Annotated in this window: 18 protein-coding genes, 1 tRNA gene and 1 pseudogene; 13 read left to right on the top strand and 7 right to left on the bottom strand. The window is 47.9% G+C overall.

Features of this window, described 5'->3' with window-relative positions:
• Window positions 1-15: 15 nt before the first annotated feature.
• The 3 genes from ACUZ9P_RS13715 to ACUZ9P_RS13705 form a co-directional block, all read right to left on the bottom strand.
• On the bottom strand, window positions 16-2073 hold the full coding sequence (locus ACUZ9P_RS13715) for an ATP-binding protein (protein WP_449250117.1): 2058 nt from the start codon (window positions 2071-2073) through the stop codon (window positions 16-18).
• Between the two features lie 139 nt (window positions 2074-2212).
• Window positions 2213-3787 carry a dephospho-CoA kinase gene (locus ACUZ9P_RS13710; RefSeq protein WP_449250116.1) on the bottom strand — a complete coding sequence of 525 codons (1575 nt, stop codon included), beginning with the start codon at window positions 3785-3787 and terminating at the stop codon, window positions 2213-2215.
• A complete protein-coding gene (locus ACUZ9P_RS13705) occupies window positions 3784-5169 on the bottom strand; it encodes an NlpC/P60 family N-terminal domain-containing protein (protein ID WP_449250115.1) in 1386 nt (461 codons plus the stop codon). The genes ACUZ9P_RS13710 and ACUZ9P_RS13705 overlap by 4 nt, the downstream gene beginning before the upstream one ends.
• A gap of 150 nt (window positions 5170-5319) precedes the next feature.
• Here ACUZ9P_RS13705 and ACUZ9P_RS13700 point away from each other — a divergent pair.
• From ACUZ9P_RS13700 to ACUZ9P_RS13650, 11 genes are all read left to right on the top strand, one after another.
• A tRNA-Glu gene (locus ACUZ9P_RS13700) sits at window positions 5320-5395 on the top strand.
• 180 nt (window positions 5396-5575) lie between these two features.
• A complete protein-coding gene (locus ACUZ9P_RS13695; RefSeq protein WP_449250114.1) occupies window positions 5576-5923 on the top strand; it encodes a transposase in 348 nt (115 codons plus the stop codon).
• Window positions 5806-6738: an IS3 family transposase gene (locus tag ACUZ9P_RS13690; RefSeq protein WP_449250260.1), complete on the top strand. Its 933-nt coding sequence runs from the start codon at window positions 5806-5808 to the stop codon at window positions 6736-6738. The genes ACUZ9P_RS13695 and ACUZ9P_RS13690 overlap by 118 nt, the downstream gene beginning before the upstream one ends.
• A gap of 683 nt (window positions 6739-7421) precedes the next feature.
• Window positions 7422-8516, top strand: a complete 1095-nt coding sequence (locus tag ACUZ9P_RS13685) for a DegT/DnrJ/EryC1/StrS family aminotransferase (RefSeq protein ID WP_209819138.1) — start codon at window positions 7422-7424, stop codon at window positions 8514-8516.
• Between the two features lie 73 nt (window positions 8517-8589).
• Window positions 8590-10698 (top strand): glycosyltransferase, encoded by a 2109-nt coding sequence (locus tag ACUZ9P_RS13680; RefSeq protein ID WP_449250113.1) that lies wholly within the window; start codon window positions 8590-8592, stop codon window positions 10696-10698.
• The gene (locus ACUZ9P_RS13675) at window positions 10695-11726 is read left to right on the top strand and encodes a radical SAM/SPASM domain-containing protein (protein ID WP_209819141.1); all 1032 of its coding nucleotides are present in this window, start codon (window positions 10695-10697) and stop codon (window positions 11724-11726) included. The genes ACUZ9P_RS13680 and ACUZ9P_RS13675 overlap by 4 nt, the downstream gene beginning before the upstream one ends.
• A gap of 3 nt (window positions 11727-11729) precedes the next feature.
• Complete coding sequence (locus ACUZ9P_RS13670) at window positions 11730-13013, top strand: ATP-grasp domain-containing protein (RefSeq protein ID WP_449250112.1); 1284 nt, start codon at window positions 11730-11732, stop codon at window positions 13011-13013.
• 5 nt (window positions 13014-13018) lie between these two features.
• A complete protein-coding gene (locus tag ACUZ9P_RS13665) occupies window positions 13019-13717 on the top strand; it encodes a WbqC family protein (RefSeq protein ID WP_209819143.1) in 699 nt (232 codons plus the stop codon).
• Window positions 13704-14660: a hypothetical protein gene (locus ACUZ9P_RS13660; protein ID WP_209819144.1), complete on the top strand. Its 957-nt coding sequence runs from the start codon at window positions 13704-13706 to the stop codon at window positions 14658-14660. Before ACUZ9P_RS13665 ends, ACUZ9P_RS13660 begins: the two co-directional genes overlap by 14 nt.
• 111 nt (window positions 14661-14771) lie before the next feature.
• Window positions 14772-15491, top strand: a complete 720-nt coding sequence (locus tag ACUZ9P_RS13655; protein ID WP_209819145.1) for a class I SAM-dependent methyltransferase — start codon at window positions 14772-14774, stop codon at window positions 15489-15491.
• Window positions 15492-15574: 83 nt separating this feature from the next.
• Window positions 15575-17596, top strand: coding sequence for a glycosyltransferase family 2 protein (locus tag ACUZ9P_RS13650; RefSeq protein ID WP_449250111.1), 2022 nt, complete (start codon window positions 15575-15577; stop codon window positions 17594-17596).
• Window positions 17597-17774: 178 nt separating this feature from the next.
• On the opposite strand, the pseudogene ACUZ9P_RS13645 reads toward ACUZ9P_RS13650, so the two are convergent.
• Window positions 17775-18429 (bottom strand): annotated as a pseudogene (locus ACUZ9P_RS13645) (DDE-type integrase/transposase/recombinase); the annotation flags it as partial.
• Between the two features lie 701 nt (window positions 18430-19130).
• Here ACUZ9P_RS13645 and ACUZ9P_RS13640 point away from each other — a divergent pair.
• Window positions 19131-20870 carry a methyl-accepting chemotaxis protein gene (locus ACUZ9P_RS13640; protein WP_449250110.1) on the top strand — a complete coding sequence of 580 codons (1740 nt, stop codon included), beginning with the start codon at window positions 19131-19133 and terminating at the stop codon, window positions 20868-20870.
• Window positions 20871-21083: 213 nt separating this feature from the next.
• The gene (locus ACUZ9P_RS13635; protein ID WP_449250109.1) at window positions 21084-22739 is read left to right on the top strand and encodes a sigma 54-interacting transcriptional regulator; all 1656 of its coding nucleotides are present in this window, start codon (window positions 21084-21086) and stop codon (window positions 22737-22739) included.
• 132 nt (window positions 22740-22871) lie between these two features.
• Here ACUZ9P_RS13635 and ACUZ9P_RS13630 read toward each other — a convergent pair whose 3' ends face one another.
• The 3 genes from ACUZ9P_RS13630 to dsrA are packed head-to-tail and all read right to left on the bottom strand — an operon-like array spanning window position 22872 to window position 25635.
• On the bottom strand, window positions 22872-23102 hold the full coding sequence (locus ACUZ9P_RS13630) for a dissimilatory sulfite reductase D family protein (RefSeq protein WP_298995816.1): 231 nt from the start codon (window positions 23100-23102) through the stop codon (window positions 22872-22874).
• A 55-nt stretch (window positions 23103-23157) separates the two neighbouring features.
• The gene (gene dsrB / locus ACUZ9P_RS13625; protein ID WP_449247707.1) at window positions 23158-24303 is read right to left on the bottom strand and encodes a dissimilatory-type sulfite reductase subunit beta; all 1146 of its coding nucleotides are present in this window, start codon (window positions 24301-24303) and stop codon (window positions 23158-23160) included.
• Between the two features lie 18 nt (window positions 24304-24321).
• The gene (dsrA, locus tag ACUZ9P_RS13620; RefSeq protein ID WP_449250108.1) at window positions 24322-25635 is read right to left on the bottom strand and encodes a dissimilatory-type sulfite reductase subunit alpha; all 1314 of its coding nucleotides are present in this window, start codon (window positions 25633-25635) and stop codon (window positions 24322-24324) included.
• Window positions 25636-25978: the final 343 nt, after the last annotated feature.

Below are 25978 nucleotides of genomic sequence, written 5' to 3'. Positions count from 1 at the left end.
GATTTGTCAGGATGCTCAGTGGAGCTTGAGCCACTTGGCGAGTTTATTGCGCAGGGTAGCCATGCTGAAGGGTTTGCCTATGTGATCGTTCATACCCGCGTTGATGATTTCAGCGATATTGTCAGGCAGGGTCGCGGCGGTGAGGGCAATGATGGGCAGGGCTTTTTGCTCGTCATTTTCCGGCAGCATGTTCCGCAGTTCGCGCGTGGCGGTCAGGCCGTCCATGACGGGCATGTTAACGTCCATCAGCACAATATCATATGGGGTTTCCATGGCCATGCGCAGGGCTTCCTTGCCGTTGGGCGCAACATCGCATTCAAAGCCCAGCTGGCGCAGCATGGCGCGCAATACTTCCACGTTGATTTCGTTGTCTTCCGCCACCAGAATGCTGCATTCTGCCGCTCCGTCCAGCGGCTCTGCCGTGGCGGCGGCCTGCTCCTGGGGGCAATAGATATTGCGGGCAGCTGTGCAGGGAATGCTCAGGTGGAAGGTGGAACCCTTGCCCAGTTCGCTCTCGCACCACAGTGCGCCGTGCATGAGCTCCGCAATGCGCTTGCAGATGCTCAGCCCAAGGCCGGTGCCGCCAAAGCGGCGGCTGATGCTCGCATTGGCCTGGGTATAGGGATCAAAAAGGTGCTGCTGGTATTCGCGGCTGATGCCCATGCCCGTATCGGCAATCCTGAAGTGCAGGCTGTCTTTGTCGCCAGAAAGCTCGCGGTCAATTCGCAGTGTTATGCGCCCTTCGGCGGTGAATTTGACGGCATTGTTCATGAGGTTGAGCAAAACCTGCTTGAGGCGCAGGCTGTCGCCCCAGAGCTTCAGCGGCACATCGTCGCCAAGTTTGCATTCATACTCAAGCCCCTTCTGTTCAATGGGAAAGCGCAGCGAGGTGTGTACGAATTCAAGCACGTCTTCCAGCGGATAGTTGGCGTCTTCCAGCACCATCTTGTTGGCTTCGATTTTGGAAAGATCCAGAATATCATTGATGATAGCCAGCAGGTTTGTGGCGGAAGTGCGGATTTTTTGCAGATAGTTTTTCTGCTCGTCGCTGGGATCGGATTGCAGGGCCAGATGGGTGAGGCCGATGATGCCGTTCATGGGCGTGCGGATTTCATGGCTCATGTGCGCCAGAAATTCGCTTTTGGCCTGCGAGGCCACCACGGCATTCTGTTTTTCGTGCTGGGTTTGCAGCAGGTCAGTCACATCGCGTGAAATGCTGAGGCGAACCGTTTTGTCGTTGTCCCACTTGATGGCCTTATCCACCACCGTATAGGTGCGCCTGGTGGTCTTGTTTTCATACGTCCACTGATATGGCTCGCTGGAGGCGGCAATAATGGCATTGGTGCAAAAGGGGCAGGGCGTATCCCGCCCCATGAGTCTTTTATAGCAGATATTGGACAACGTGCCGTCTTTGCGCGGATATGTTTCTTCAACACTGTTGTTGACGAAAAGAATCTTGTACGTCTCCATATCCACAATGCAGACAGGATCAGTGAAGGCATCAAGAATGTCGTGCAGTTGCTTGTGCTTGCGCTGCAACTGCCCGTAAAGACGAAAATGCGTTAGCGTGATGGCAAGGATGCTGCCCAAAAGATGGCAAAGGCTGGAGTCCTCGATAGACCATTGCCCGCGATAACGGTGCCGCAAAAGGCAGATGCCGCCAAAAAGCTGGCCATCGTGGGCGATGGGCACGCAGATTGCCGATTTGATTCCACGGGAGAGAAACAGGGCTTTTTGCGGGCCTTCGGGCATGGCCGAGGTATCGGCAACGCACAGGCTTTTGCCCTCTTCAAACAGGCTCAGCACCGGCGACATGTCGTTGAGCGTTGCCGCCGGCATATCTGCCGTTGCACTGCGAATGCCCGACCGCCAGACTACAGGGGCAGACCACTGATCATCGTCAAATTCCACAAGAGACACCTGCTCACAGTGCAAGGATTCGCCAATGCTGGCCATGGCTGCTCTGAGAAAAGGCTCTTTGCTGACGTGCAGAAGGGCTGAACTTGATATTTCCAGGGCCAGCACCAGGGGATTGGCTAGATTACCCTGATGCGGCTGTTGTGCGTCTGACATGTTTTGCTTCAACTGATGCTTTTGGTCTGAAAATTTAAAGATAGCCTATACGCGAATACTGCGAATTGTGTCAAGAAATGGCAAATTAGGTGAAAAACTCAGGGAACTTGAGTGGATAGACAGTATCTGACTGTAGTAGTTACTGCCACAACCTCGCGAGGTGCAGCGCAAGGGCCTGTTCATCCTTCTGATCCTGAGTGCGCATGCTTGTCAAAAAATCCTGGGCTTGGGCGCATAAAGATTCCAGCGAACCTTCGTTATCCACAACGGTGTTGCAGGCGGCCATTTTGCGGTCTTGTGTCCATTGCCAGCCTTCAATAGCTTCCAGTTTGTCTTGCGTCCAGCCACGGTTCGCTTCTATGCGCTGTGCGCGCAGGGGCATGGCGCAACGCACCCCGACAACGTGCGGTTCAGGTGAAAAGCTGTTTTGCCAGCCTGTTTCAAAATACAGGGGCACCTCGGCCACGGCCAGCGGCACGCCCAGAGATTCCTGCTGTATCCAGAATGCTTCCAGCGCCTTGTGCGTCAGGCTGTGCACCATGTTTTCCACCTCGCGGCGCAGCACGGGGTTGGCGCGCATGGCCTCAAGCAGTGCGGTTTTATCCACGGCACCTGCTGGAGTAAGCAGGGCGCTGCCGCCGATCTGCCCGATCCATTGCGCAGCCTCCCCTCGGGGGGCGTACAGGGCGGCAACCGTTGCATCGGCGCTGAACACAGGCACGGCCATATCGGCCAGGCATTGGGAAAAGGCAGATTTGCCGCTGCCGGGATTGCCCGTTACCACCACGCGGCGCATGCGGCGGCAGCCCTGAAGCGCTGCCATGAGCATGTCGTCCGGAGGCGGGCAGGCAAAATTCATAAGATTACCCGTGGCCGGGTGGATAAAGCTGATGCGCCATGCGTGCAGCATCTGGCGCGGGGCGAGGGCCTGCACGGCTTTGGGCGCATAGAGCCTGTCGCCAAGCAGGGGATGCCCAAGGTGGGTCATGTGTACGCGTATCTGATGCGTGCGCCCGGTATGGATGCGCACGGCAAGCAAGGAGAAACGCTTGTCCGGAGCTGTCCACAGGGTTTTCCATTCCGTATGGGCTGTGCGCCCGCCGCGCGATTCCGGCACAACGGCCATCTTGACCTTGGCTGTGGGGTGGCGGCCAATGGGTTCGCGGCATTCACCCGCTGCGGGCGGCCTGCCGCTCACAATGGCCAGATATTCCTTGTGTACTTCCCTCTGGGCAAAGGCCTCGCTGAGTACAAGGCGATCCTGTTCTGTCAGGGCCACCAGCAGGATGCCGCTCGTGTCCTTGTCCAGCCGGTGCACTATGCCGGGACGCTGGCCTTCGATTCTGCCCAGTTGAGGAAAGCGACCCAGCAGCCGCTGCACCAGGGTTTGCTCCGGGCAGGAAGGGCAGGGGTGCACCGTGAGGCCCGCAGGCTTGTTGCACACAACCATATGCTCGTCCTGCCAGAGCAGCTCGAGGTGTCCTTCCTCCGCCTGCAAGGTCGTGGAGGTCTCCGGCAGGCGCAACGTGATTGTCTGCCCGGCCCGCATTTTAGCATTTACGCGGGTTTCCGGCAGACCGTCCACCTGACAGTGCCCGGCCTGAACAGCTTTTTGCAACGCTGCCCGCGACATCTCGGGGGCAACCTGATGCAGTACGCGATCCAGTCGCTGGCCCGCATCCTCGGCTGTTGTTGTATGGCGCAGTTCTGTCACTGAAGGGTATCCGCCGGGGTGCTCAACGTGCGGAGCCTGTCGGCAAACGTCGTTGTGCGGTAAAGGTTTTTCAGCTCAGCGCCGGGGGTGATGGAGGTGACAACGGCCCTGCCGATAACAAAGCGGCCATCAGTGTCGCTGCCCTCAACTGTACGCACGCCCCATACATTGTGGAAAATGGCGGGGCGGCCATTATACTTGCCCACATACAACATGATATGCCCGCGCATGCCCACAAGGCTGAGGAAGGGAACGCCGTTGCGCAGAATCTGTTCTTCTTTTTCCGCCGTCGTCATGCCTTCAAGCATGTTGACCGCGCCTGTGCGCGCTTGCGCCACAGAGTTGCGCGGCAGCCAGATGCCAAAGGGCGTGAACAGTTCGCGCATGAGGGCAGAGCAATCCCTGTCGCCAAACATGCCGCCCCAGCCGTAGGGCTGGCCGATCATGAAATTGCCCACCTTGGCCACATTGCCAGGGGTCATGCGCAGGGGCCACGGAACGGCGTCTGCTGTGGTAAGCGACACCGGGGCCAGTTGGGCCATGCCGTCCGCACCGCGTATGGGCACAAGCAGTTCAATTGCGGCCTGCCCGCCGGAACCGGCGTCTGTGGGCGAAGAGTATCCGCCGCGCATGGGCAGCAATGCACCGATGTTGGCAAGTATGGAACCTGTAGGCGTGACAAGGTTCACCCGATCGCGCACCAGGGCCGCAAATGTGCTGTTGCGGTACATGTATCTGAATTCTGCGCTGACAGGGGCCAGATCTTCGTCCGCCACCCAGCCGCCCGCCACGGGGCATTCCACATAGTGCCAGCGGCCATCGCGGCTTGTGTGCGCGATAAGTACTGGTGTGCCCACGGGTAGCAGGGAATACTGAAAATAATCAAAGGGATTGGCCTTGGGATTTGGCGTGGGCTCAGAAAAACGCGCCTCATTGGTGGGCAGTTCGCGTAGGTTCGCGTTGCGCACGGTTATGGCTGCCTGGCTGCGCGAAGGGTAGGAACCCAGAGCCGCGTTGGCGCTCATGGCATCCCATTCCGGCTGCGTCCAGCGCACATCGCCAATTTTGTAGCCGCGCGCCTTGTTGAACAGCACGGCCACATCACGCTTGCGGATTGAGGTCTTGGTCATTTCCCACGGGCCAAAAGTTATGCGCATAAACCTGGCCGCCTGATTGGCCTGCTCGGCAGGAGAAACAAGCAGTTTGTCTTCTCCGGCAGCCTTGGCGTACACATCCAGATTCTGCGGATAGCGCCGGAGGTCTTCCAGGGTTCCCATCCACGTGGGCATGTCGCCATCGCGCGTGGGAATAACCTTGCCGCCGCATGCGGTCAACAAGGCAAAACAGGCGATAAGCAGGGGAAGGTGAAGACGAGATTTCATGAGGGCTGCTCCTTCCATCAAATTTGGGCCGCCGCCAGCGGCAACTCCATACCTAGCACCTTAAACGCAGGTACGGCAACGGCTGATTTTATGCCCTGTGTATGAACTGCTTGACAAATAAGGCTTGAGAGCTTTATTTAACTCCTCGTTGTCACCATCGTCTATCCGGTTAGGACGGCGGCCTCTCAAGCCGTTAAGACGGGTTCAAATCCCGTTGGTGACGCCAAATTCAGAGGCGCTTGCAGTTTATGGCTGTAAGCGCCTTTTTTTGTTGTATGTAGAAAATCCCCCGGACCTGCGAGTGGTATGAGGGCTCTACACCAAAGACGGGGGCAAGCCCCTTCAGGTAGACAAAGCAAAAAAGCCCCACTAGGCTTAAACTTTGAAACCATGATGGGGGGCTTTTATGGCCGACGGTAAGAAGACTACATATTTACCTGCATTTAAAGTAGAAGCCGTAATGCTTTTTCTTAAGGGTGGGCGTAGCTATCGGCAACTTTGTGAAGAATTGGGGATCAAGGATAAAAAGAGTCTTCGAGAATGGGTTGCTAAGATTAACTCTGGTGAATCGTTGGAAGATGGCCGTGGTAAAAGTAGCCATACGGAAAATCGTGGGCGACCCAAGATGAAGTTCTCATCTGTAGAAGAAGAACTCACCTATGTAAAAGCAGAGCGAGACTATTTAAAAAAGTTGTATCGTTCCCGATTCTGGCACGAATGGGGAGCGCACCCAAAAGAGTTATTTTCAAAATAATTGATGAGATGCGCAATTATTCATCTTTGAAAACGCTACGTCACTTTTCTGGCCTGCCCAAATCAGGTTATTATAAATGGAGGGTTGCAAGCCAAAGAGCTGATAGTGAAGCCAAAATTACAACCCATATTAAAGCTATCCATTCCATGCGGCCATTTTATGGATATCGCCGCAGCCGGTGGCCTTACGCCGTTGAAGGCTTTACTGTGAACCACAAACGTGTTTATAGGCTTATGCACAAGCTCGGTATCCAGTCTGTCATTCGCAAAAAGCGTCGTTACTTTGGTAAATCTGGCAGCATAGTATTTCCGAATCTGCTTGGGCGTAACTTCAAAGTTCAACTCCCCAACAAGAAACTGGTGACAGATATAACCTATCTGCCCACAACTAGCGGCTTTATTTATCTGTCTGTGGTGCAAGACTTGTGCAACAACGAAGTCGTGGCTCACGCCATCTCACCCAGAAATGACCTTGCTCTTGTACTCGCCACATTAGACAAACTTACGGCAATGCCAGGTGCGGTTGTGAATTCAGATCAAGGATTTCAATACACGCACAAGTTGTATCATAACCAGCTTGAAAAATTACAACTTCAGGGAAGTCATTCGCGCAAAGGCAATTGCTTGGACAATACATGCGTTGAGTCATTTTTCTCACATTTGAAGGCTGAAGTATTTCTCGGGAAGTCAGTGCAGAGCAAAGACGAAACCAGCACTCAGGTTGAAGAATATATACGTTTCTACAACACCGAACGATTTCAAAAAAGGCTCGGGCAGCTTTCCCCAGTAGAATGCCGGGAAAAACTGGCCGCTTAATCATTGCCACTGGGGCATTATTAACTGTCTACTTGACGGGGGGCAGACCACCTTCTGGGGCTTGTTGAAAAATGAGTTGGTCCATCGCAAAGGCTAAAGCTCACAGGCAGAAGCCATTTCAGATGTAACAAAGTATATTGAAGTTTTTTATAATCGACAAAGACGCTAGGCAGCCCTTGCCTATCTCTCACCAACGGTGTTTGTCAGAAATGGGAGGATGAACCCAAAGCTGCTGATTACAGCTTAACATGGCGTCCTAATTTGACGACCTACCTAGGTAGAGCCAATTTTTTACATAGCGAAAACTCAATTTATCCAGCACAATAAACGTACAGATTACCGGGGGTGATCTGTTTGGCTTTATCGCAAAGATTACTGAGCTGGCACAGAAGAAGTCTGGCTGCATATATCTGTGGATTTTGCAAACAGATCCCGAAAATAAGTGGGTCACGGGAAAGGTCGCTTTGATCGAATATTCTTGTAGTAAAAGTCGTATTTTTCTTGCTATAAACTTATTGTGTTCAAAAAATGAAATCTTTTCTTGCTCAATTTTCAACGCTTGTTGACAGTTAGAGGCACAATTGCTTAAAAAATACAAGCACTATCAGTGAGCGGTGTATTTTCGTTAGAGCTTCTGGTGCCCTTTGGGTGATGTTGTTTTTCAATTAGGAAAGCAGATAATCATGGACAATCCAGTTTTTGTAACCAGATCAAAGATGCCAGAATTTTCAGAGTATGTTCAATATATGAGCCAACTCTTTTCTACCCGTTTTCTAACGAATAATGGTCCCTTTTGCCAGTGTTTGGAGAAAAATCTTGCAAAATGGCTGAATATTGAGCACCTCGCTGTTTGTTCCAACGGTACTCTGGCTTTGCAATTGGCATTACACGTTGCTGGATTGTCAGGGAAAAAAGTAATTACAACTCCTTTTTCTTATGTTGCAACGGTTTCTGCTCCACTTTGGGTTGGATGTGAAGTTGTTTTTGCTGATATTGACGAAGAAACTCTCTGTCTTTCACCTGCTAGCGTTGCAGAGCATATGTCTACTGACGTCGCTGGTATTGTGCCTGTTCATGTCTATGGGGCAATTTGTGATGTGGACGCTATGGCAAAAGTTGCAGAGAATATTCCGATAATTTATGATGCCGCACAGTGTTTTGGTAGTGCATTTCGAGGAAAAAGCGTGCTGGATTATGGAGATTATTCTACATGCAGTTTTCACGCTACTAAAGTTTTTCATACTGTGGAAGGTGGTTGCATAGTTGCACACTCAGAAAAAGCTTTGGAGTCTCTCAAACTCATGAGAGCCTGTGGTCACAGCGGAGATACTCATATTCATTTAGGAGTTAATGCCAAGCTTTCTGAAGTGCACGCAGCCATGGGCTTGTGTCTTTTGGAGAAAACTAAAAGTAGCATTGCAGCTCGTAGGCAACTTAGTCAGATGTATGATGCCTTGTTGCCATCCCATTTAGTTGGGCGTCCTAAACTACAAGACGGCCTTGAATACAATTATGCTTACTATCCAGTAATATTTGATGATGAAAAAACTCTTCTGAAGGTGCAAGAGCGCTTGAATGCTCAAAATATTTTCCCACGCCGATACTTTTATCCCGTGCTAACCTCATTGCCGTATTTGAAGACACGGCAAAGTTGCCCTGTTGCGGAAAGTGTCTCTCGAAGAGTTCTAAGCCTACCACTTTATGAGGGGCTGGAAGAATCAATTGTGGATAGTATTTCGCAAGATATTCGTTTCTGCTGTAGCAGAACAGTCGCTTAGATTATTGGTTTGGTGCAAGCAGGAAACGATTTTTTGGGGTTGCTGAAACAATAATTAAATAGGATTTGTTGCTGTGAATAATCGTTCACAATCGTCCTCTCTTGTTAGTATATTTATGCCTACTTACAATCATGCTTCTTTTATTGAAGAAGCTATGAGCGGATGTTTATCACAAAAAACCACGTTTCCTTTTGAACTAATCATTTGCGATGATTTTTCTACAGATGGAACACGAGAGATTGTTAGCAAGTGGGCAAAAAAATACAGTAATATAACCCTTTCTCTACAAGATCATAATACCCGAGGCGTTCGGAACATGCTAGATGGGCTCGCATTGGCACGTAGCAAGTATTTGGCTATCTGCGAAGGTGATGATCTGTGGAGTTCTGATGATAAATTGCAGCGACAAGTTACTTTTTTAGAAGAGCATTCAGATTTTACAGTTTGTTGTCACAAAGTTGAGTTGTTGTATATGGACAAGCCTTTGCCATCGTCACCGCAGTATATTTACAAAGACTGCTCCGCCGATGATGAGCGTATAAGGCAAGGCATTTTTTTTGCGGATGAAGTTGTTGACAACTATTATCTTCATACAAGTTCTATGCTTTTTCGTTGGCAGTATTCAAAGGGATTGCCTACGTGGTTTAGGCCACGGATGTTGCTTGATCATTTTCTTTTTTTACTCATCGCCTCAAATGGAAAGATTAAGTATTTTGATGAATCAATGAGTAAGTGGCGGCGGCATGACGGCGGTTATTCCTTCAGTCAAATGCTTGATAAAGGGGTATTTTTTCAAAAGGAGGGTGGTGATTGGATAACGTGTTACCGCTTAATGGATAAATTTTTTCATGGTCGTTTTCATTTACAAATTAGAGAAAGAATTTTACTTGCTTTGCGTGCTATAACAGATAATTGCATAAAGACAGGACAACTAGATCAGCTGCGAGAGTTGCTCCACAAAAACTGGGATTATATAAAAAAACCAGTTCTCGAAAATGCTTCATTATTAGATGCAATTCGGCTTCTTTATCCTGAAAATAGGGATTTTTTCCCGCCTTGGACATGCACGAGTAGCAACCAACGCACGCTTGATAACCAGAACAAAGAACAAGAGCATAGACCAATTTTAGGGGGGGGGCACGGCCTAGATTTTGAAGTTGTGCCGCAAATTGCAGACAGTATTTGGAACTATTGGACACAGGGGCAAGAATACGCAACATTTGGTAATGCGCGAGCTGCATTAGCCGCTTTTTGTTATGCTCATGGAGTTCGTTGCGTTTGGGTGCCCTCCTGTTGTCCGTCTGATGTGGTAGCTGCACTTACAGAATTACAGTTGACTTGCAGATACTACGCCTTGCAAAGTGATTTGGAACCTTCCTTAGAATTTTTGTCTTCGGCTAGTCCTGGTGACATGATTTTAACGATATGTTGGTTTGGAAAGCCGCTGTCGGCAGTGGCTTCTGCCGAAATAACTAGCTACCCAAATCTATTGTGGGTCGAAGATCGCGCGCAGTGTCTGTCCTGCCCACCCAGCAAGGCCAGTGCAGTTATATATAGTCCTCGTAAGGTGGTGGGGGTTCCTGATGGTGGTATTATGGTGGGGCCAGGCGTTGCAAGGATGCAGCCTGTTCATGCGGAAAACTCTGAGGGACTGCATATTCAGGCACTTGTGGCCAAATGTAAGGAGTTTGAAAAAGTTGCGATAAGCCCGTCTACACAGCGATGCGCCCTTGCTGAAGAATTTCAGAGTGTACTGCCTCAAGGCGCTGCAAGTCGCCTGACACAAAATTTGTTGCGCCGTTTACCGTGGAAATATGTCGTTTCGGCCAGGCGGACAAACTGGGAAACTCTTTATAACACACTGCACCCACTTGCTCTTTGGCCGTTGCCTAGTCCGGACTTTGCACCCAATGGATTCCCTTTAATTTTGCCAACGACTTTTCTGGCCGCAGCCGTTGTTACAACTCTTGCCAATAATGGTGTACGCGTTAGCCGTATGTGGCTTTCAAAGTTTCCTTCAGAGCTGGATCCGAATGCGCGAAAAATGAGAGACAGCCTCATTGTATTGCCTTGCGATCATCGCTATTCTGCTCAGGACATGGAGTATATTGCTGGGCTTGTGTCGGCAATTATTTCTGGGAATGGTGCACAATTTAATCGATCACAACGGAGTGAGTTATGAGATTTTGTGATTTTCCCTTTAAATATTTCTACCTCGATTATTTTGATGGCCGCGCAATGTTATGTCCTTGGATGCGTAATCCACAAGGATGTATTGGCAATATTTTTGAAAAAAGTGTGGATGAACTTTGGACAAATGATCAGGCAACTATGTTGCGTGAGTCTATTCTGAACAATTCTTTTGAGCATTGTCGCATAGAAGGCTGCCCTTTTTTGCAGAATGATAATCTTCCAGATGTTGACGATTCAGAGAGAACAATCGAAACTCAACTCAAGCCCTATCCGACGCACATAAATCTTGCTTATGATTTTGTATGCAATCAGTACTGTGAAACATGCCGGCCTGACAAATTTCGGCCGCCTAAGAATTATCATGTCCTTATGCGCGCTATTCGAGACCGAATTGCCCCATATTTAAATACTGCAAAGTCGATTTCAACAAGTGGGCACGGTGACCCCTTTGCGAGCGCCTATATGATGGATATCTTGAGCAATATCCATCCCGTTGACCCAGAGTTATGCATCCTGTTGGAAACCAACGGTGTCTATTTTGATGAGGCCCACTGGGCAAGGATAGAACATTTAAAAAGTGTTGATCTTAGGGTTATTGTTACCATAAACAGTTTTCATGAATGGACTTATAATCACATATCAAGGGGTGGTGACTATAAAAAACTCATGCATAATCTCATGTTTTTGCGCAGCTTGCGCAAAGATGGATATATAAAACACTTTACCAATACCTTAGTGATACAAGATAGAAATTTCAGAGAGATACCAGAATTTATTGATCGAAGTTTTGAAGAATTGGAATGCGATCAAGTGATCCTTAGGCCTTGCTATCAGTGGGGGACAATGCCTGCCGATGTGTTTTGGTTTAAAGATGTTTTGAATCCTTGTCATCCTTACCACGCGGAGTATCTTGAAATTATGGCTCATCCTCAGCTGCAGGATAAGCGCGTTTTTAATTTTGCAGGTGGTACTCTACATCCTGCTACTCGATTTCCATCAGCAGATGCTGGAGCATAGGGTATGAAGCATTCTGTGAACATTCTAATTTTTCCAGCGGGTGCAGAAAATGCGCTTGAGCTCTATCGTTCTTTACGATACGCGCCGCGGTTTAAAGTCTTTGGTGCATCTAGTGTTGAAGATCACAGTGCGTTTGTGTATGAGCCTGAAAACTGTATATATGGTTTGCCATACATTCAATCACCAGACTTTTTAGAGGCGTTCAACACAGTCCTGCATGAGCATAATATTCATATGGTTTTTCCAACCCATGATGACGTTTCATTATTTTTATTGGAGAACAAAGAGTCGATAGACGCGCTTGTGGTTGGTTCTTCTGTCTCTACTGCTCTTATCTGCAGAGATAAAAGGTTGCTTTACAATAGGTTCAAGAATTTCTCTTTTTGTCCTATTTGTTTTGAACAAAAAGAAGAGTCAATTTTCCCACTCTTCGCTAAGCCCGCTAGAGGGCAGGGGGGGCAAGGCTGTTCAATAGTTAATTCTGATCAAGAAGTCAGTGCTGTTTTGCAAGATCCAGCCATGCTCCTTTGTGAATACCTGCCAGGTAATGAATACACAGTTGATTGTTTTACAAGTAAAAATGGAGCCTTGCTTTTTGCTGGTATGCGCAGTCGAGATGTTGTGAAGATGGGGATATCATTTGTTTCTCGATCTGTGCCAATGACTGAGGAATGCCGGTTAATAGCTGAAACTCTCAATACTGAGTTGGATTTTCGCGGGCTCTGGTTTTTTCAGGTGAAGCAGGATACACATGGAAGGCTGAAGCTGCTTGAAGTTTCTACCCGAATAGCGGGAACTATGGGGCTCTACAGGCAACTAGGTGTAAATTTTGCACAATTATCTGCATATGATGCGTTGAATATGGATGTTTCTGTCTTAGTTCAACCTTTGAACGTTACTTTGAGTCGCTGTCTTCAAAGTATTTATAAACTTCAGATTCATTACGACGTCGTATATATGGATTACGATGATACTTTAGTTTGCAATGATAAAATAAATATTCTCGCTATACAATTTTTATATCAATGCAAAAATTCCTCGAAAAAAATCATTTTGCTCACAAAGCATGAAGGCGATCTTAATGAAAGCCTTAAAAATCTTAACTTGTGCAGTGGGCTTTTTGATGAAATTATCCATCTTACGCCCCGTGAAACTAAAGTTGATAAAATCATTTATAAAAATGCAATTCTTGTCGATAATCTTTTTTCCGAGCGCAAAGATGCCTATGAGAAAAAAGGTATTTATGTTTTTGATGTTGACGCTCTCGAATGCTTACTGGATTATTGATAGTCATGAAAATAGGAATAATGCAGCCATATTTTTTCCCGTATATTGGTTACTGGCAGCTTGTTGATGCTGTTGATATTTTTGTAGTGTATGATGATGTTAATTATATAAAAAATGGATGGATTAATAGGAATAAAATATTAGTAAACGGGAGTGAACACTATGTAACTCTGCCGCTACAAAATATGTCTCCTTTTAAAAAAATTAATGAAATTTATGTGACGGATAACATTTTTGCAAAAAATAAATTATTAAAAACGATCAAACAGAATTATAGAAAAGCTAAATATTTTGAACAAATAATGCCTATGATCGAGTCAACTGTTTGTAAACAAGGGAATAATTTATCAAACATTGTCGTTAATTCGATAAATGAAGTTTGTTCCTATCTTGGTATTACGACCAAAATTGTTTTATCATCTTTTTTTGACAAGAAAAAAGAAACAACGGCACAAGAGACAATAATTAGCCTTGTCAAATCACTTGGTGGGGATTTTTATTATAATGCCATTGGTGGTAAATCCCTCTACGACAAAGAGGCGTTTTTGAAAAAAGGAATTTCACTTTCTTTTATAAAGACGATGCCAATATACTATAAACAATTTAACAATTTTTTTGTTCCGAATCTATCAATAATGGACGTTTTGATGTTTAATAGTCCTCTTGAAATTTCAAACATGCTAAAGTGCTATGAACTTGAATAGTGGGATAGGGGGATTTCTTGAATTAGAAGGAAATCCTTATTCTTTTTATCCTGATGCCGTTGAGTTAAACTCTGGCCGCAATGCACTTCGCTATATCATTCGCGTTAACTCCTATTCGTCTTTGGCCATACCCCGCTATATATGCCCAGCCGTTCCACAAGCATTGAAAAATGAAGGTTGTCGAATAGTATATTATTCGATAGATGAAAATCTTTGTCCATTAGATGTGCCACAGGAGCCTATACCACTTCTTTATGTCAATTACTTTGGCCTAAAGAGCAAAGTTGCACGCCATTTGTCACTTACTCGTTCTCGGCTGATCTTAGACAATTCCCAATCTTTCTTTTTCAACTCTGCGGGAATTGATGCGCTGTACTCCCCGCGAAAATTTTTTGGAGTTCCGGATGGGGGGTATGCAATTGTTAACGATAAAAGTTTGTCAGTCACTCTTGAGCAAGATTGTTCCAATGGGCGCTGTTGTCACTTGCTGCAACGCGCAGAGGGCGACTTGGAGCAAGGTTATTCCAACTTTCTGCTAAATGAGGTTCTTATCGAGTCTCTGCCGTTACAGACGATGTCAGTTGTGACTAAACGATTGTTAAGCATGATAAATTATATGCAGTGCGCACAGAAAAGGCGTGAAAATTTTGCTGTTTTACATGATTTATTAGGGTCGTTGAATATGCTTTCTCTCAAATTGGAAGTTGACGATGTCCCTTTGGTCTACCCTTTACTCTTACCATGTGATAGTAGCAGGGCCAAAGAAAAGCTATTACACATGAAAATATTCATTCCGACGTTTTGGTCCGGTATGCTTGAAACTGAAAATATGCAAGCTTTTGAGCGATCTCTGGAATCTAATCTTCTGCCGCTTCCCCTAGACCACCGCTATTCACGAGAGGATGTTGCGAATGTTGCGAAATGTGTGATTGCAAGTTTGTAAACATAAAATTTGAAGTACTCTGAAATCTGTAGACATTGAGTGTGCAAAGACACTCTGGGGTATATTCTCAATGTCTATATATTTAGGTATGTTACATAAATTGGAGTGGCTATGTCTACTTATTCGCAACGGCTCATGAGTCTTGCTCATTATCAGCGCTTTGAAGAAAAGCAGCTTGTGAACATATTTGCTGAACGGTTTTCATCTGCATCCGTGTTGGACGTTGGTTGCGGGTTGGGAAAATATTTGTCGATATTGGGCCGTATGGGCTGCAAAGTTACTGGTGTTGACAGTAACCCCCGGCAAGTTTCACAACTCGTGGAACAGGGGTACAATGTTTTTACGCCAGATAAATTCCCCCGGACAGAATTGTATGATGTGATCCTTATGTCTCATCTTATTGAACATATGGATTTGGCATCACTTACCGCATGTATAAATAGCTACCTTGAATTATTAAATCCTGATGGTAAGTTGATAATTATAAGCCCTGTCCTTGGTGAGCGGTTTTATTATGATCCAACTCATGTTCGTCCATACTATCCGCAAAGTTTACGGATGCTTATGGGGAACTTGCTTGCGCCTGCCCAGCAGCGCTCCAAATGGGTTATGTACCTAGAAGATATTTGGTTTTTTAATGATTGTTGGCGTCTTCGTGGCTCTCGCCATTTCTATCCGCAAAAGCGACAAAATGTTATTGCCCAATTGCTTGTGGCTAGTATTAATTTATTCTTTGTTGGTTTGTACTTGGGAACTGGAGGAAGATTAGGGACAAAAGCGAGCTGGATGGGCATTTACGGTAAACGCCATGAATTTGCTTCTGATGTTTAGGCAATACCTTTTATATCGAGCCTAACAAAACATCATGCAACTCCTCAACTTTGATGCGGCTTTGATGCCTTGGGATACATTCTATGGTCAAATTTATTAATTTATTTGTTGGAGGGTATGCTGTTGCGCAATCCATGAGTAATTTTTTTCTTCAGAATGTTCGGTTGTTAAATGAGAACGGCATTGTTGGCTGTTCAGCGCCTTATTTTGATCTGCCATTAAGTTTGACATATGAAAATCATATTAATTTCTTAAGAGATCATAGAGTTGCGAGTCCTGCTCGACAAGCAATAGAAGACGTTTTGGCGATTTGCAATGCAAATACAACAATCCATACTGTTGGGATTAATCTGTCATATTGCTCTCATGATCTGCTGAAAATCGCAGTTTGGGTTGAACTTTTCAAAGAATACTTCATTGATTCAGAGTATCGTATCTTTGTATATCCTCCCTTGCCTGATGTCGAAATTGAAAGCGCCTGCTATTTAAGTTTAAGTCGTTCGTGGAATATTTCAATTAGGAATTATATTAAAGAGCAGGTATCAAAAGTTATAACTCTGAATGAATTTTTTAAAAAATTGAGTGTGATAGAAGGGTGTTCATTGCATTTTCATAATGCTAAGGGCATGAGTTATAATAGTGATGTGCATTCTGACTTGCTTCAAATATTTAATATTTTATCTATCGATAGTGTCGGCTTAATCTCTAATAATAATCCGATCTTACCTTTTGTTTCAAAAGAAGTGCTTAAGTTTATTGAAAGTATTAATCTCACTCAATGCAAGGAGGTTTCTGAGACAGGACTATTTTGGCATGATCAAAGTGCTTTTTTAGAAAGAGGGGCGAACACAAGTCCGTTATTATCTCCGCAGTTAAGAAGTGATTTGTGGCAAACGTACTTAAAAAAAGATAAAAGTTTGTACGAACATATAGATCCAAATGCTTTTTTCAAGGAAGCTTTGGAACAAAGAGATATTGCCTACAAAAATTGGCAGCCTTTTGAACTGTTAGATGAAGCTATGGCCATGGAATTGGCTAAATCTTTATCTTCAGATTTTGCTCAGCGTATTTTGAAAGGCGCGAGCACGTCTGCCCATCACCTTCCTAAAGTGGCGCGGCGCTGTTTACAGGCAGTTGAGCATGTACACGGGTATCATAAGATCTGTGTTGTTGATATGCCAAAAGTTTCTGTGCTTACGGCAACTTATAATCATAAAGCTTTTATTGCTGACGCTATAGAGAGCGTGCTTTTACAGCAAGCTAGTTTTCCTGTGGAGCATATTATTGCCGACGATGGTTCTACAGATGGCACTCAAGAAATTATCCGTGAATACGCCAACAGGTATAAATCTATCACTCCAATTCTACATGCACATCATGTTGGTGGAGGGGAGAATTATGCAGCACTTTATGAAAGTGCTGAAAGTAAGTATGTAGCCTTGTGTGATGGTGACGATTATTTTACTGATCCTTATAAATTGCAACAGCAGTATGACTTTTTGGAAAAAAATAAAACTGCATCACTATGTTTTCATGTAGTTCGTGTTTTGTATGAGGATGAGCCAGAACGTGAACGCTTATATCCTCCAGTAGGTGAACTTCCTCGAGGAGTTTGTCAATTCTATTATTTGAGTGATTTACTCAAATGTAATCTTATTCAAACCAATTCTGTTATGTATCGGTGGCGTTTTCGTGGAGGATTGCCGGATTGGTTTCGATCCGATTTATGTCCTGGTGATTGGTATTTGCACCTGTTACATGCGGAGATTGGGAAAATTGGCTTCATAAATAAAGTAATGAGTGTATATCGACGACACAAGCAAGGGATATATTTTGTTGCCGAGGTAGATCGCCTTAAACATAGATCTCTTTTCGGTATGAAAGAAATCGAAGCCTATGATGTTATAAACAAACATTTTGAAGGAAGATACGAACACATCCTTAAAGATTTAAGCAATGGGGTATTTGCGGATTGTCTTTTATACGATTCACTGAGGAGTGAAGAGGAAAAAGTCGAGCCCGTATTGCCTAAACTTGTAGATTTATATCCTGATTTTGCTCGCTATTTTTTAAATTCATTGAAGATGGTTAGTAAAAATAAATAACTATATTTTTTAAATCTAGCTGAATTAAAATGACTCTGACCTGTTGTCGTTACAGCTTGTTAATTCGCTTCAATCGGGTCTACCTGTGCCACTTGAAAGTATAGGTCGTGTCCAGAATTTTTCGCACATTTTGCAGCAGCCAGTCGGTGAGGCATGGTTTCGTATTGGAGTTGCCCCGCTAAACCGGACACTCCAAATTTTGCAATGAACGGATAAACTTATGAGGCGAGAGCATCCGCAGGGCCTTGTGTGGGGTATTTTCATTATAGTCTTCAAATCAGCCAGAAAGCTGCGCCATCACGGTTTCGGCATTTGGTCGATCATTGCAGAAGACGTAATCTCGTTTGAATGTTTTGACGAGAGCTTCAGCCATGCCATAGCTTTGGGGGCTGCGAGCCAGAGTAAAGTTGCTGACGATTCCCAGCACAGCGGCAAAAGTTATTGTGTCTCTTGCTGTGTAGCAGGAGCCGTTGTCGGAGAGCCATTCAACTGGCTGCAATGTTTTGACATCCACAAACCGTTTTTCAACGCATGCCAGCATGGCGCTTTGTGCCATGTCAGCACTGTACCCGCCAGTAGTGGCGGAATAGGCCATCACTTCCCGGTCGCAGGTATCCAAGGCAAAAATATCGCGCACCCGCTGACCGTTGTCGCAGGCAATTTCAAACCCGTCAGAGCACCAACGCTGATTTCTTTGTAGTGTGGAAACCTTGCCGTGTGGCGTCAGGTCGGCTGCCAGTAAACCGTGCCAGCAACAGGTTGTTCTGCCTCATTATCCTGTATACACGTTTATGGTTGAGCGGAGTGCGCCCACTGGCAATCAGTTGCCGATTATCTGCCTCCATTGAAAACGGAGAGCGGGATTATTGTTTTTAAAATTTTTTCACGGGCGGCACGCCCGTGAAATCTTTGCCTGCGGCGCGCTGAGAGCAATCTTGGGGCGCCTTTTGTTTGGTTTAGTTGGAATGTTTTATGCGACATTTAAGCGTGTTATCGCATGGAAGAGGCTTTTTGTGGGTAGTTGTATATTCTGTGCATTAGCCGCATGTATTGAATTTTTGGTTATGCAAAATTGATCCTTTTGGTGGTGAACTGAAGATTGATAGCTAGCTATTCTTTATAATGTAACATATGTATTTAATATGGTGGTTGTTATCTGGATATATTATGTTAAGATGTTGTTGTAAAATATTGTTATTGCATAATAAAAAAATTCATTTAACTTCTAATGTTATCATGGCTTATGCCGATATGCTTCATATTATGTAGTTTATATTGACTTCAAGAGTAGTTTGTTGTTTGTATTTATATAAATTTTTACCTTGATCGATAGTAAAAGTGCTGGTTCTAGCAATATGTTTGATCCTGTGTCTGTTTTTCAATTATTTTGAGGCGCATCTTTAGTGATGCAGGTTTGATGCCCTAATGTTTTGTGATCCGCAATTGTGGGGGACTTATGAGTATCAAGCTGAAAGTTTTACTTCTATCAATACTCGGGCCAACGCTTCTTGCCATCCTGGTATTTGCATACGCAATGCAGAGCATATGGAAGTCTGAAGAAGAGGCTGTCCTTCAATCAGCACGCGGCATTGTCAGCATGGCGGAATCGGCACGCCAGGAAATGGCCCTTAAGTTCAATGGTGTTATCAAGCCGCTTGATGAAATTTCGCGCGATAAACTGATTGATGCTGTGCCGATCATCACGGCCATAAAAATGGCGCGGCAAAATGCGAGCAAGCTTGGTTACCGGTTTCGTGTGCCCAAATATTCCCCGCGCAATCCGGAAAATACGCCCAACGAGCTTGAAAAAGCCGCCCTGGACAAAATCAAGTCGCAGGGTCTTACTGAACTTGTGGTGCGACAGCCCGACGCCATCCATTATTTTAAACCAATAGCTCTGACGGCAGAGTGCATGTACTGTCATGGCGACCCAAAGGGTGCGCCAGACCCCATTGGCGGCATCAAGGAGGGCTGGAAGGAAGGCGAAATCCATGGGGCGTTTGAAATAATCTATTCTCTGGATGATGCCGTTAAAAGAACCCAAGGCGCTGCCGTTGCTATTGGAGCAGCAACTATTATCATATTGGTTTTAATTGTGTGTGCTGTATGGGTTATCATGCGCAATAGCCTTGTGAATCCTCTTTTGCGGCTTCAGATATTCGCCCACCAGATTTCTGAAGGGGAACTGGATACGCAGCCCAAGGGTTCCTTTAAGGCGGAATTGCAGGCTCTGGAGCGCTCTCTGACTGCCATGGTGTCCCGCCTGAAAGAAAAGATACTCTTTTCCGAGCAAAAAACGGCAGAGGCCGAAGAGTCTGAAGCCCGCGCGCAGCAGCATGCCCAGGAAGCGTCTGATGCCAGGGACGATGTCCTTAAATCGCGTGCTGCGGGCATGGTTGAAGCTGCCAACATGCTTGATGGTGTTGTCGGTTCCGTTACCTCGGCATCTCAGGAAATTTCAGCCCAGGTTGAGCAATCCAGCAATTTCGCCTTGAGCCTCTCAAACAGCATGAATTCTGTTGCCGCTGCCATGGAGCAGATGAATACCTCTGTGCAGGAGGTATCAACCAATGCGGCGCAAGCTTCATCTTCTTCTGAACTGGTAAAAGCCAATGCGAATAAGGAGCTTGGCGAAGTTCGTAATATGGTTGAAGCCATCAAGTCCGTGCAAACCATTGCAGACGGATTGAAAACAGGAATGAGTGAGTTGGGGCAAAAGGCCGAAGACATCGGCAAAATTATGAATGTCATTAACGATATTGCAGACCAGACCAACCTGCTTGCCCTTAATGCAGCCATTGAAGCCGCCAGGGCCGGAGATGCCGGCAGAGGCTTTGCCGTTGTTGCGGACGAGGTGCGCAAACTTGCAGAAAAAACCATGTTGGCCGTAACGGAAGTGGGCGATGCCATCAAGGCCGTGCAGCAGGGCACACGAAACAACGTCAGCGGTGTGGATGTTGCGGTTGAAGCTATTTCCAAGGTTAATGACATGGCCGAGGGAACAGGGGAAGCCATCAGCCAGATCACACTCCATGTGAACGAAATGGCCGATCAGATTCAGGCCATTGCCCGCGCTGTGGATGAGCAGACGCACGCCTCTGCTGAAATAACGCAATCCATCTCCGCGGCAGACCAGAATACGTCTGAGACTTCGGCGGCGCTTCAGGAGATATCAACGGCACTGATTGATCTTTCGCAGCAGAGTCAGATTCTTGAGTCTCTTATTACCAAGCTGCGGAATGGTGCAAAGCAGATTACGGCAAAGCTTGATTAGCGGTGTGCAAACAGCGCGGAAAGGCCGCGTTGGCAACTGTTTTTTTATTTGCATGGATAAGCTTGGGCGGGCAAAGCATATTCGCCTCCAGAACGCCAATCGTTTGTAAACAACGATTGAGCGCGTTCCTGGGGACGGTGCCTTGCCCGCCTTTACTTTGCCTCAGGCATGCGGAATTGCGGAGTACAGGCCTGTGCTATATACTCCCGCTCTATGATTATTCTTGGCGACAGAGACATCAAAACGCTCCTTCTGGATCTGGCGCAGCAGCGCGCAGTGGAAGACGTGCTTTCGCTGGCTGTTAAAAGCCTCGGAACCGCGCGCGATTCGGCGCTGGTGCGCATATGGCTTGTGGAACCGGACACTGCCTGCCCCGCATGCGCGGACAAGTCAATCTGCGCGGGCCGGGGGCGATGCCTGCACCTCAAGGCCAGCTACGGCAAATCCCGCATCAATGGCAGGCTGTGGACAGAAACGGAGCTGTCTGGATTTTATCGTTTTCCCCTAGGCAGCAGAAAGGTCGGGGCCATAGCCCTGACCAACAAACCGCTTGAGGTTGCCCGCATTGACGGCACGGAACCCTGGATTGCCGATCGCCAATGGATCGAGCAGGAGGGCATTGTCAGTTTTGCCGGGCAGCCCCTTGTGTGCCGGGGGGAAACCCTTGGTGTCATAGCAGTTTTTTCGCGCGGCATGCTTGAAGCGGGCACCCTTGAACTCTTGCGCATGGTTGCCGATCATATCGCCTACGCCATTGCCAATGCGCGTCTTTTTGAAATAGCCGATGCCAGCAACCAGAAAAAAGAGCTGGAAAACGCTCACCTGCGCGAAGAACTCTGCGAAGCGCGCAAGTTTACAGGCATCATCGGCGAAAGCGCCGCAATCAAGGAAATCCGCGAACAGATTCAGATTGTCGGCGATACGGAAGCAACTGTACTCATTCAAGGCGATTCCGGCACGGGCAAAGAACTAGTCGCCCATGAACTGCACAAGCACAGCAAAAGAAAAAACAGCCCGTTTATCAAGATAAACTGCGCCGCAATCCCGCAGCATCTTTTTGAAAGCGAATTCTTTGGCCATGCCAAGGGGGCTTTCACTGGCGCGATCAATGACCATATGGGATTTTTTCAGCTCGCTGACGGTGGAACCCTTTTTCTTGATGAAATTGCCGAGATCCCGCTGGAGCTTCAAGGCAAGCTGTTGCGGGTCATACAGGACGGAGAATTTCGGAGAGTCGGCGAAGGTAAAAGCCGCCACACTGATGTGCGGATCATCGCCGCCACCAATAAAAATCTGAAACAGGCCATCCAGAACAAAACGTTCAGGGACGATCTTTATTACCGCCTGCAAGTCTTCCCCATCATCATGCCAAATCTTAATGAGCGGGAAGAAGACATCCCCCTGCTGGTGCGGCATTTCATCGGCGTTTTTTGTAAAAAAAATGGTCGCTGCGCTTTTGACCTGACGGAAGAACAGATGCTCAGGTTGCGGCACTATAGCTGGCCGGGCAACATCCGGGAATTACAGAATTTCGTTGAACGAATGGTCATCACCGGGCGGCCTGAGCAGGCCCTGGCCTATCTTGCCCTTTGCGGGCCAGCGGATCAGGCGGAGAAAGCCTGCGGCGAACCTGCTGGCGGCCCGCAAAAGATTTTGACGGAAAAGCAGATGCGGCACATGGAAAAAGCCAATCTGAAAGCCGCGCTGGAGCGCACAAACTGGCTCATATACGGCAACCGGGGCGCTGCGGCCTTGTTAGGGATAAAACCAACAACCCTTATTTCCCGGCTCAAACGGTTTGATCTGTATAAACTCCGCCCGGCATCCATATCTTTTGACGAGCCAGAGGATTTTTCCGGGGCCGAGTAATTTACGCAGTTCCCTATAAAAAAGGCGAAGTTCCGGCGGCAATGGCGTGCTCCGAAACTTCGCCTTTCATGTCATCTGCCTGCAGTGCAGATCAGCTCAGCGAGGTGCGGGATTGTGGAGGAACGGCATTTCCTATCCCTCGCCCTCGGCCTGGCTTTGCTTTCCAGCCCCCTTGAGGCCGTACATGGTTGTACTGCCTGAGGACCAAAATTCCATCACTTCGCATTGCACCATTGAAGTCAGTATTTTTTTTACTTCTCTGGGGCCTTTTTCAGGAAAAATATCCAGAAAATCTTTGAAGTAAAATTTGGTCTTATTTTTCTCGCTGATGAAATCAACGATTTTTTGTTGATCCGGCGTCATGGTAACCTCATTGTCCTGGCCACCCCGCAGAGGGACGCGGGGTGGCCAAAGGCTGTTAGAACTTGAACTGCGTGCTCTGCCGCCAGGTGTAGTAGGCGGGGTCGCGGAAGTCGTCGATAAGGTGGTGGGTGAATTCAAGGCCGGTCATCTTGAAGAAGGTTTCCCAGCCGATGCGTTCAGCCCAGTCGCCCAGACGTTCATACTTGTTGGCGTTGGCCGCGTACACATCCACAATATGTTTGATGGTCTTGGTCAGTGTGGGCCAGCGGGGCGGCTCGTTGGGGATGTAGCCCACAACGACCTTGGAGAACTTGGGCATGCTGATGCGGTTGGAAACCTTGCCGCCAACCATGATGGCAACGCCGTCGCCCTCGGCATCCGAAATGGGCAGGGCGGGGCACATGGTGTAGCAGTTGCCGCAGTACATGCAGCGGTCTTCCTTGATGGCGATGGAGTTCACCTTTTTGCCGTTATGTTCCACCTTGGTGGGGCGCACAGCGGCGGTGGGGCAAGCAGACACGGCCAAGGGAATTTCGCAGAGCTGATCAGCCCATTCGTGGTCGACCATGGGGGGCTTGCGGTGAATACCCACAAGGCCGATGTCCGAGCAGTGCACAGCGCCGCACATATTGATGCAGCAGGCCAGCGCGATGCGCACCGGGGCGGGCATGCGCATGTCTTTAAACTCTTCAAACAGGGCGTCCATCACGGCCTTGACCGGGCCGGAGGCGTCGGTGGCGGGGGTGTGGCAGTGCAGCCAGCCCTGGGTGTGCACCATGTTGCTGATGCCAGCGCCGGTGCCGCCCACGGGGAACTTGAACGAGCCACCGTCAAACTTGCGGCTGTTCAGGTCGTCGCGCAGAGCCTCCATGGTGGCTTTGTCTTCCACCATGAATTCGATGTTGCTGCGCGTTGTCCAGCGCAAATGGCCGCCGCAATACTTGTCGGCAATATCGCACAGCTCGCGGATGTGGGTGATGGACATGGTACGGGTGCCGCCAATGCGCACCGTGTAGCATGTTTCGCCGCTTTCGGCCACGTGTACGAGCACGCCGGGCTCCAGAATCTCGTGATAGAGCCATTTGCCAAAGTTTCTGGCAATTACCGGCGGAAAGAATTCATTATATTTGCGGGGGCCAATATCGCTGATACGGCCTTCCATCGGTTTTGCGGGATTGTACCCGGAAGAAATAAAAGCCATGTTCTTTTCCCCCTTTGACTAGCGTTGATGGCGTTTGCGGTATGCAGCGAGGTCACGGTTCCAGCCGCCGGGCACTTCTTCTTCCTTGAAGAAGATGTACGGGTTGGAACGCGGTTCCTTCACATGGTAGGCAGCGGCGGGAGTGTCGGTGACTTCCAGCAGCTTCTGGAACGACAGGCGCTTCATGGTTTCACCCACGCGCTCGCGGTTCTTGCCTTCTTCCATCCACCAGTCCCAAATCTTTTCGATGACTTCTTTCACGTCATCGTAAGGGGCTTCACAGGAAACGAAAGGCACGAGCAGCGAACCCATCTGGGCGCCGTCCACCACGGGGGCCTTGGCGCCCACGAGGATGCTCGCACCGCGTTCGTCACCGATGTGCAGAGCGCGGGGCATGGTGTTGATGCAGTGCATGCAGCGCACGCAGTCGGCGGTCTTGATGGAAAGCTTGGAGCCGTCCCACTTCATGCACTTGGAGGGGCACAGGTCCACGACTTCCTTCTGGATGTCGAACTTGCCCCAGTCGCGACCGGAGTGAGCGCCGGCGTTGGGGGCGAATTCGCCGCCCACGTAGCCCTTCACGGCGTCCTGGTCGATCTTGATGTCGTCCTTCCAGGTACCGACAACGGCAAAGTCGGAACGCGCCATGGCGCACACGCAGCCGTTGGGGCAACCGTCGAACTTGAACTTGAACTTGTAGGGGAAGGCGGGACGGTGCAGTTCGTCCTGATAGTCCATGGTCAGCTGGTAGCACATGTCCTGCGTGTTGTAGCAGGCATATTCGCAGCGCGACTGGCCAAGGCAGGCTTCAGGCGTACGCAGGTTGGAACCGGAACCACCCAGGTCGACGTTCATCTTGTGGGTCAGTTCGTGGAAGATTTCTTCCAGCTGGGCAGTCTGGGTACCGAGCAGCACGATGTCGCCGGTGGAGCCGTGCATGTTGGTCAGGCCAGAGCCGCGCATGTCCCAGATATCGCACAGGTCGCGCAGGAACTTGCTGTGATAGTACTTGCCGGAAGGCTGGGCCACACGCATGGTGTGGAAGTGCGCCACGCCGGGGAACATTTCGGGCTGGTCGCAGTAACGGCCGATAACGCCGCCGCCGTAACCAAACACACCCACGATGCCGCCGTGCTTCCAGTGCGTTTCCATTTCGTTGTAGGAAAGCTCAAGCACACCCAGAAGGTCTTCAGGGCAGTCCACAGGGATCTGATACTCGACATTGTTGGCATTGGCCGCGCGATGCGCAGCTTCCTGCTTGATATCGGATACAAAGCTCGGCCATGGACCGGATTCAAGCTGATCCAACTGCGGCGTTGCGAATTTTGACATCATCACACCTCAAAAGTTCATTGTTCTGTCCAGCCCAGAGCACAAAGCCAGACATTGATCGAGCAAAATCATATGCCACCGGAAGCTGTGCAAAGCACGGCAAGTTGCCCGCTCAGTCTCCGTGGTTTCCTTTTGCCAGCTTCAGCCCAATATGCTTTCCCCATTGTGTGGGGGAGCAGCATCATTGGGTCGTAGTATTCAAGAACCAAGCCGTTATATATTATTCCTTTAATTACGGTGTATTGTGGAATTTTGTGCGTCATTCGATACTTGCAGCGAAATGATATTTCATAAATTAAAACGAAATTTCGTTGTTTTTACGCAAATAATGCTGTGCTTGAGT

It is taken from the genome of Desulfovibrio intestinivivus (genome assembly GCF_053570665.1).
The sequence above is the reverse complement of the archived record's forward strand: the minus strand, read 5'-3'. Positions and strand labels throughout refer to the sequence as shown.

Coding starts and splice junctions, on each gene's coding strand:
- ACUZ9P_RS13640 (WP_449250110.1), top strand. CDS start 19,131: ATGCAGAGCATATGGAAGTCTGAAGAAGAGGCTGTCCTTCAATCAGCA.
- ACUZ9P_RS13715 (WP_449250117.1), bottom strand. CDS start 2,073: ATGTCAGACGCACAACAGCCGCATCAGGGTAATCTAGCCAATCCCCTG.
- dsrB (WP_449247707.1), bottom strand. CDS start 24,303: ATGGCTTTTATTTCTTCCGGGTACAATCCCGCAAAACCGATGGAAGGC.
- ACUZ9P_RS13675 (WP_209819141.1), top strand. CDS start 10,695: ATGAGATTTTGTGATTTTCCCTTTAAATATTTCTACCTCGATTATTTT.
- ACUZ9P_RS13705 (WP_449250115.1), bottom strand. CDS start 5,169: ATGAAATCTCGTCTTCACCTTCCCCTGCTTATCGCCTGTTTTGCCTTG.
- dsrA (WP_449250108.1), bottom strand. CDS start 25,635: ATGTCAAAATTCGCAACGCCGCAGTTGGATCAGCTTGAATCCGGTCCA.
- ACUZ9P_RS13665 (WP_209819143.1), top strand. CDS start 13,019: ATGAAAATAGGAATAATGCAGCCATATTTTTTCCCGTATATTGGTTAC.
- ACUZ9P_RS13635 (WP_449250109.1), top strand. CDS start 21,084: ATGATTATTCTTGGCGACAGAGACATCAAAACGCTCCTTCTGGATCTG.
- ACUZ9P_RS13670 (WP_449250112.1), top strand. CDS start 11,730: ATGAAGCATTCTGTGAACATTCTAATTTTTCCAGCGGGTGCAGAAAAT.
- ACUZ9P_RS13660 (WP_209819144.1), top strand. CDS start 13,704: ATGAACTTGAATAGTGGGATAGGGGGATTTCTTGAATTAGAAGGAAAT.
- ACUZ9P_RS13650 (WP_449250111.1), top strand. CDS start 15,575: ATGGTCAAATTTATTAATTTATTTGTTGGAGGGTATGCTGTTGCGCAA.
- ACUZ9P_RS13695 (WP_449250114.1), top strand. CDS start 5,576: ATGGCCGACGGTAAGAAGACTACATATTTACCTGCATTTAAAGTAGAA.
- ACUZ9P_RS13685 (WP_209819138.1), top strand. CDS start 7,422: ATGGACAATCCAGTTTTTGTAACCAGATCAAAGATGCCAGAATTTTCA.
- ACUZ9P_RS13655 (WP_209819145.1), top strand. CDS start 14,772: ATGTCTACTTATTCGCAACGGCTCATGAGTCTTGCTCATTATCAGCGC.
- ACUZ9P_RS13630 (WP_298995816.1), bottom strand. CDS start 23,102: ATGACGCCGGATCAACAAAAAATCGTTGATTTCATCAGCGAGAAAAAT.